This window comes from Streptomyces sp. NPDC107581 (assembly GCF_055657175.1).
Genome location: NZ_JBVKBH010000050.1, coordinates 1 through 6,696, shown reverse-complemented (window position 1 = coordinate 6,696; position 6,696 = coordinate 1). Strand labels below are relative to the sequence as shown.

At 72.8% G+C, this 6,696-nt stretch carries 2 protein-coding genes; both read left to right on the top strand.

Translation table 11 applies throughout. The features are described 5' to 3' along the window. A partial coding sequence (locus ACZ7P3_RS42440) for an SDR family NAD(P)-dependent oxidoreductase (protein ID WP_472090036.1) occupies positions 1-2,641 on the top strand: 2,641 nt, incomplete at its 5' end. A 43-nt stretch (positions 2,642-2,684) separates the two neighbouring features. Beyond that, a partial coding sequence (locus tag ACZ7P3_RS42435; RefSeq protein WP_472090035.1) for a type I polyketide synthase occupies positions 2,685-6,696 on the top strand: 4,012 nt, incomplete at its 3' end.

Genomic DNA, 6,696 nt, shown 5'->3' with positions numbered 1-6,696 from the left:
GGGGATAGCTCCGCGTCAGGGCCGGGTGCCGATGGTCTCCGCGATGACGGGCGAGACCCTGTCCGGGCCCGAGCTGGATGCCCAGTACTGGTACGCGAGCCTGCGGGCCTCGGTGCACTTCGACCGGGCCGTGCGGACCCTGGCCGGTCAGGGTCACCAGGTGTTCGTCGAGGTCACCCCGCACCCGGTGCTGCTGGGTGCCATGAACGACACCCTCGAAGAGGTCGCGCAGGATTCCGGTCCCGACGCGGTGGCCGCTGCTGTCTGCGGGACGCTGCGGCGTGATGACGGTGGTGCGCAGCGCCTGGTCACCTCGCTGGCCGAGGCGTTCGTGAACGGTGTGGCGGTGGACTGGACCGTCGTACTGCCGTCCGCGGGCCGGGTCGAGCTGCCGACGTACGCCTTCCGGCACGAGCGGTACTGGCCGAAGGGCGCCGCGGCCCTGCCGGCCGCGGGTGCCCCGGCGGGCGGGGACGGTGCGAGCACGGCGGCGGAGGCCCAGTTCTGGGCGGCCGTCGAGGGCGGAGACCTCACGCAGCTCGCCGACACGCTGGCGGTGGACGGCGACCGGCCGCTCAACGAGGCGCTGCCGGCGCTGGCGTCCTGGCGGCGCCGTGAGCAGGACCGGTCGGTGACCGCCGGCTGGCGCTACCGGATGGGCTGGACGCAGATCGCCGAGCCGGACCCTCGTGTGCTCTCCGGGACATGGCTCGTGGCGGCCCCCGCAGGACTGGCCGCTGACGGCCCGGCGCAGGGATGTGCGGCGGCGCTCATGGCGCGTGGGGCCGGGGTCGTGGTGGTGGAGGTTCCGGCCGGGACCGTCGAGCGGGCCGATGTCGCCGGGCTGCTGGTGCGGGCGTTGCAGGACGGGGGCGTGGAGCCCGGCGGTGTGGTGGGTGTGCTGTCGCTGCTGGCGCTGGACGAGGCGCCGTTGCCGGATCACCCGGTGGTGGCCGGTGGTCTGGCCGCGACGCTGGGCCTGGTGCAGGCGTTGGGTGACGCCGCAGTCGTGGCCCCGCTGTGGATCGCCACGTGCGGCGCGGCCGCGGCCACGCCGGGCGAGGCGCCGGCCAGTCCGGTGCAGGCCCAGGCGTGGGGCCTCGGCCGGGTCGTCGGTCTGGAACACCCGGACCGCTGGGGCGGCCTGGTCGACCTGCCCGAGACGGTCGACGACCGGGCCGGCGCGCGGCTGGTGGCGGTGCTGGCCGGCTGCGGCGAGGACCAGGTCGCCATCAGGACGTCCGGGGTGCTGGGCCGCAGGATGGGCCGGGGCCCGCAGGCCCGCGGCGAAGGGCGCTGGACGCCCCGGGGCAGTGTGCTGATCACCGGCGGGACCGGCGCCATCGCCGGCCACGTGTCGCGGTGGCTGACCGAGGGGGACGCGGCGCGGCTGGTGCTCACCAGCCGCTCCGGGCCCGCCGCCCACGGCATCGCGGCGCTGGCCGCCGAACTGGCCGCCCAGGGAACCCGCGTGGACGTGGTGGCCTGTGACGTCAGCGCCCGTTCCGACCTCGCCGGGGTGGTGGACTGGACGGGGCGGACCGGTCCCGCGCTGTCCGCGGTGATGCACACCGCGGCCGTGCTGGACGACGGCGTGGTGGACCGCCTGTCGGCCTCGCGCCTGGAGACGGTGCTGGCGGCCAAGGCGGCGAGCGCGGCCCACCTGGACGAGCTGACCGCGGACCTGGACCTGGACGCGTTCGTCCTGTTCTCCTCGGCGGCATCGACGCTGGGCTCGGCCGGCCAGGGCAACTACGCCGCCGCGAACGCCTTCCTCGACGCCGTGGCCGAGAAGCGGCGGGCCCGTGGAATGGCCGGTCTGTCGGTGGCCTGGGGGCTGTGGGGCGGCGGTGGCCTGGCCGAGTCCAAGGACGCGATCCAGGCGCGGATGAAGCGGGTTCCGATGCCGGCGATGGACCCGCTGCTGGCGGTACGGGCGTTGGGCGAGGCGCTGGAGGGCCCCGACGCCGTCGTGACGGTGATGGACGTGGACTGGGCCCAGCTGGCAGCGGCGCCCGGCTCGTCGGACCTGCAGGACAGGCCGCTGGTGCGGGACCTGCCCGAGGTCCGCCGGCTGGCCGCCGCCCGTGCCGGGTCCGCCGACGTCCCGCGCGGTGAAGAGGACCTGGGCCGGCGTCTGGCCGGTATGGGCCGGGCCGAGCAGGACCGGCTGCTGACCGATGTGGTGCGGGCCGAGGCGGCAGCGGTGCTGGGGTACGCCTCGGCGGATGCGCTCCAGGCCAGGCAGGCGTTCAAGGAACTCGGCTTCGACTCGCTCACCGCGGTGGAGCTGCGGAACCGTCTGAACGCGGCGACCGGACTGCGGCTGCCCGCGACATTGATCTTCGACTATCCGACTCCCGTGGAGCTCGCCACCTGGCTGCGGGCCGAACTCGTCCAGGAAGAAGAAGCTTCGGAACCGATACTCGCCGAACTCGACCGGCTCGAATCCAGTCTGGCGACTTCGGCAACCGATCACGACACGAGCGAAAGCATCACCAGGCGGCTGCAGAGCATTCTGTCGAGGTGGATCGAAAAGCAGGGCGGAGCGGAGTCCGAGAGTGAAAAGGTCGAACTCCAATCGGCAACACCCGACCAGGTGTTTGAGTTTCTCGACAAGGAACTTGGTCTGTCCAACTAATCGCTTCGGGCTTATTGGCGGCATGGTTTAGTAAGGAGTCCCTGTGGACAACCAAGAGAAGCTTTTCGAATACCTGAAGAAGGCTGCAGCCGAGCTCCAGGAGACGCGTCAGCGCCTGCGCAAGCTGGAGGCCGGCGACCAGGAGCCGTTGGCGATCGTGGGGATGGCATGCCGGTTGCCGGGCGGTGCGGACAGCCCGGAGGAATTCTGGGAGTTGCTGGCGGCGGGCGGCGACGCGGTCGGCGAGTTCCCGACCGACCGCGGGTGGGACCTGGAGAACATCTACGACCCGGATCCGGAGAAGTCCGGTAAGTCGATCACGCAGTCCGGCGGATTCATGCGGGATGCGAGCGGCTTCGATGCGGGGTTCTTCGGGATCAGCCCGCGCGAGGCGCTGGCGATGGACCCCCAGCAGCGGTTGATGCTGGAGGTGTCGTGGGAGGCGCTGGAGCGGGCGGGAATCGACGCGGGGGCGTTGCGCGGCAGTAAGACCGGCGTGTTCGTCGGCGGTTTCACGTCGAACTACGCCATCAGCCTGGCGATGTCCGAGGAGGGCACGGCCGGGTTCGAGGGCCACATGATGACCGGCAACCTGCCCAGCGTGATATCGGGCCGGGTGTCGTACGCGATGGGCCTGGAGGGCCCGGCGGTGACGGTGGACACCGCGTGTTCGTCGTCCTTGGTGGCACTGCACCTGGCCTGCCAGGCCATCCGGTCGGGCGAGTGCTCCATGGCGCTGGCCGGTGGCGTGACGGTCCTGGTGAACCCGGGCAACTTCATGGAGTTCTCCCGGCAGCAGGGCCTGGCGACGGACGGACGCTGCCGCGCCTTCTCCGCGGACGCGAGCGGGACGGGCTGGGCCGAGGGCGCGGGCATGATCGTCGTGGAGCGGCTGTCCGAGGCGCGGCGGCTGGGCCATCGCGTGCTCGCGGTGATCCGCGGGTCCGCGGCGAACCAGGACGGTGCGTCCAATGGTCTGACGGCGCCCAACGGCCCCTCGCAGCAGCGGGTGATCCGTGCCGCGCTGGAGAGCGCCCAGCTGTCGGCCGCCGATGTGGACGTGGTGGAGGCGCACGGTACGGGCACCACGCTGGGTGACCCGATCGAGGCGCAGGCGCTGCTGGCGACCTACGGCCAGGAGCGGCCGGAGGGACGGCCGCTGTGGCTGGGTTCGGTGAAGTCGAACATCGGGCACACGCAGGCGGCGTCCGGTGTGGCCGGTGTGATCAAGATGGTGCTGGCGCTGCAGAACGAGCAGCTGCCGCAGACGCTGCACGTGGGCGAGCCCACGCCGCACGTGGACTGGTCGGTCGGTGAGGTCGAGCTCCTGTCGGAGCCGGCGCCGTGGCCGGCCGGGGAGCGTACGCGCCGTGCGGGTGTGTCCTCGTTCGGCGGCAGCGGTACGAACGTCCACGTCATCCTGGAGGAGGCGCCCGCCGAGGACGCCGAGCCCGAGGACGCCGAGCCCGGGGAGGACGAGCAGGGGAGCGCGGCGCCGCAGGACGGTGCGGCCGGGACGGCGGACGAGGGCGGTGCCGGTGCTGCCGCTCCGGTGGTGTCGGGTTCCGGTGCGTGGCTGGTGTCGGGCCGTTCGGCCGAGGGCCTGACGGCGCAGGCGGGCCGGCTGCGCGCCTGGGTCGCGGAGCGGCCGGAGGCGGAGCCGGCGGACGTGGCGTGGTCGCTGGCGACCACGCGAGTGGCCTTCGAGCACCGGGCCGTCGTGGTGGGCGGTGACCGCGGCGAGCTGGTGGCCGGTCTGGAGAGCCTGGCCGACGGGGTGCCCAGCGGCGCGGTCGTCTCGGGTGTCGTCAGGGACGATGCACGGACGGCGTTCGTCTTCCCGGGGCAGGGTTCGCAGTGGCTCGGTATGGGACGTGAACTCGCCCAGGCCAGCCCGGTGTTCGCGGAGCGGCTGGCGGAGTGCGAGAAGGCGCTCGCTCCGTATGTCCCGTGGTCGCTGTCCGATGTCCTGGCCGGTGCGGAGGGTGCTCCCGCGCTGGAGGCGGCGGATGTGGTGCAGCCCGCGCTGTGGGCGGTGATGGTGTCGCTGGCCGCGGTGTGGGAGGCCGCGGGTGTGACCCCGGATGCGGTGGTCGGTCATTCGCAGGGTGAGATCGCGGCGGCGACGGTCGCGGGGATGCTCAGCGTCGAGGACGGCGCCCGTGTGGTGGCCTTGCGCTCGCAGTCGTTGAAGGTGCTGGGCGGTGCCGGCGGGATGATGTCGGTGACCCAGTCCGCGGCGGCGGTCGAGGAGCGGCTTCCGCGTTGGGGTGAGCGTCTGTCGCTGGCGGCGGTGAACGGCCCTTCCGCCGTGGTGGTCTCCGGTGAGCCGGAGGCGTTGAAGGAGTTGCAGGCGGAGCTGGAGGCCGAGGGTGTCCGGGCGCGGATGGTCGCGGTGGACTATGCCTCGCACTCGGCTCAGGTGGACCGCTTGGAGGAGGAGATCGTCTCTGTCCTGGCGGGGATAGCTCCGCGTCAGGGCCGGGTGCCGATGGTCTCCGCGATGACGGGCGAGACCCTGTCCGGGCCCGAGCTGGATGCCCAGTACTGGTACGCGAGCCTGCGGGCCTCGGTGCACTTCGACCGGGCCGTGCGGACCCTGGCCGGTCAGGGCCACCAGGTCTTCGTGGAGGTCTCCCCGCACCCGGTGCTGCTGGGTGCGATGAACGACACCCTCGAAGAGGTCGCGCAGGACGCCGGTCCGGGCGTGGTGCCCGCTGCCGTGTGCGGGACGCTGCGGCGGGACGACGGCGGGGCGAGCCGTGTGATCACCTCGCTCGCCGAGGCGTTCGCGCAGGGTGCGGCGGTCGAGTGGACCGCGGTGCTGCCGGCCGGCGAGCAGGTGGAGCTGCCGACGTACGCCTTCCGGCACGAGCGGTACTGGCCCGAGGGCCTGCTGTCCCTGTCCGCCCTGGGGGCGGCCGGCGGCGACGTGGTGTCACTCGGACTGGGCGCGGTGGGCAACCCGCTGCTGGGTGCGGCGGTGGAGCTGGCCGGTGGCGCCGGGCTGGTGTGCACGGGCCGGCTGTCGGTGCGTACGCATCCGTGGCTGGCGGACCACGCGGTCGGCGGCGTGGTGCTGCTGCCCAGCACCGGCTATGTGGAGCTGGCGGTGCTGGCCGGTGACCAGGTGGGCTGTGGTCTGCTGGAGGAACTGACGCTGCAGGCACCGCTGGTGGTGCCCGCCGACGGCGGCGGGGTCCAGATACAGGTGGTCGTCGCTGCCGCCGACGGTGACGGGCGCCGGACGATCGAGGTCTTCTCCCGCCCCGACGAGGCGAGTGCACAGCAGGAGTGGGTGCAGCACGCCGGTGGCGTGGTGGCCCCCGCCAAGACGACCGAGGCGATCGAAGACGATCTGAAGGCGTGGCCGCCGCAGGATGCCGCGCCGATGGACATCGCGGATCTGTACGCGGTGCTGCTGACCGATGTGTACGGTCCGGCGTTCCAGGGGTTGCAGGCGGCCTGGCGTCGGGGGGAGGACATCTTCGCGGAGGTGGCGCTGCCGGAGTCGGTGGCGCAGGAGGCGGGCGCGTTCGGTCTGCACCCGGCCCTGCTCGACGCGGCCCTGCACGGAGCGGTCCTGGCGGACGCGGACGCGGTGGTCGACGGTGAGCCGGGCCGGCTGCTGATGCCGTTCGCCTGGACGGACGTGGAACTGCACGCCAGTGGTGCGTCGGTGCTGCGGGTGCGGCTGCGCCGTGACGCGCAGGGTGGTCTGTCGCTGACGGCCGCGGACACGACCGGAGCCCTGGTCGTGTCGGTGGGCTCGCTGGTGAAGCGTCCGGTGTCCGTGCAGCAACTGCAGGCGGCCGACAGCGGACTGGCCGATTCCCTGTTCGCCCAGGACTGGGCCGTGGTGCCCGAGGCTGTGGTTCCGGACGGGGAGTGGGCGCTGGTCGGTGCCGACCGTTTCGGGCTGGTGGAGGGGTTGGGGGCCGTTGGGGTGCGGGTGCGGTCCTTCGCCGGTGTCGGTGAGGTGGCTGCGGCGGTCGAGGCGGGTGAGATCGATCCGCGGATGGTTCTGGTGTGTGCCGGGGCTCTGCTGGGTGACA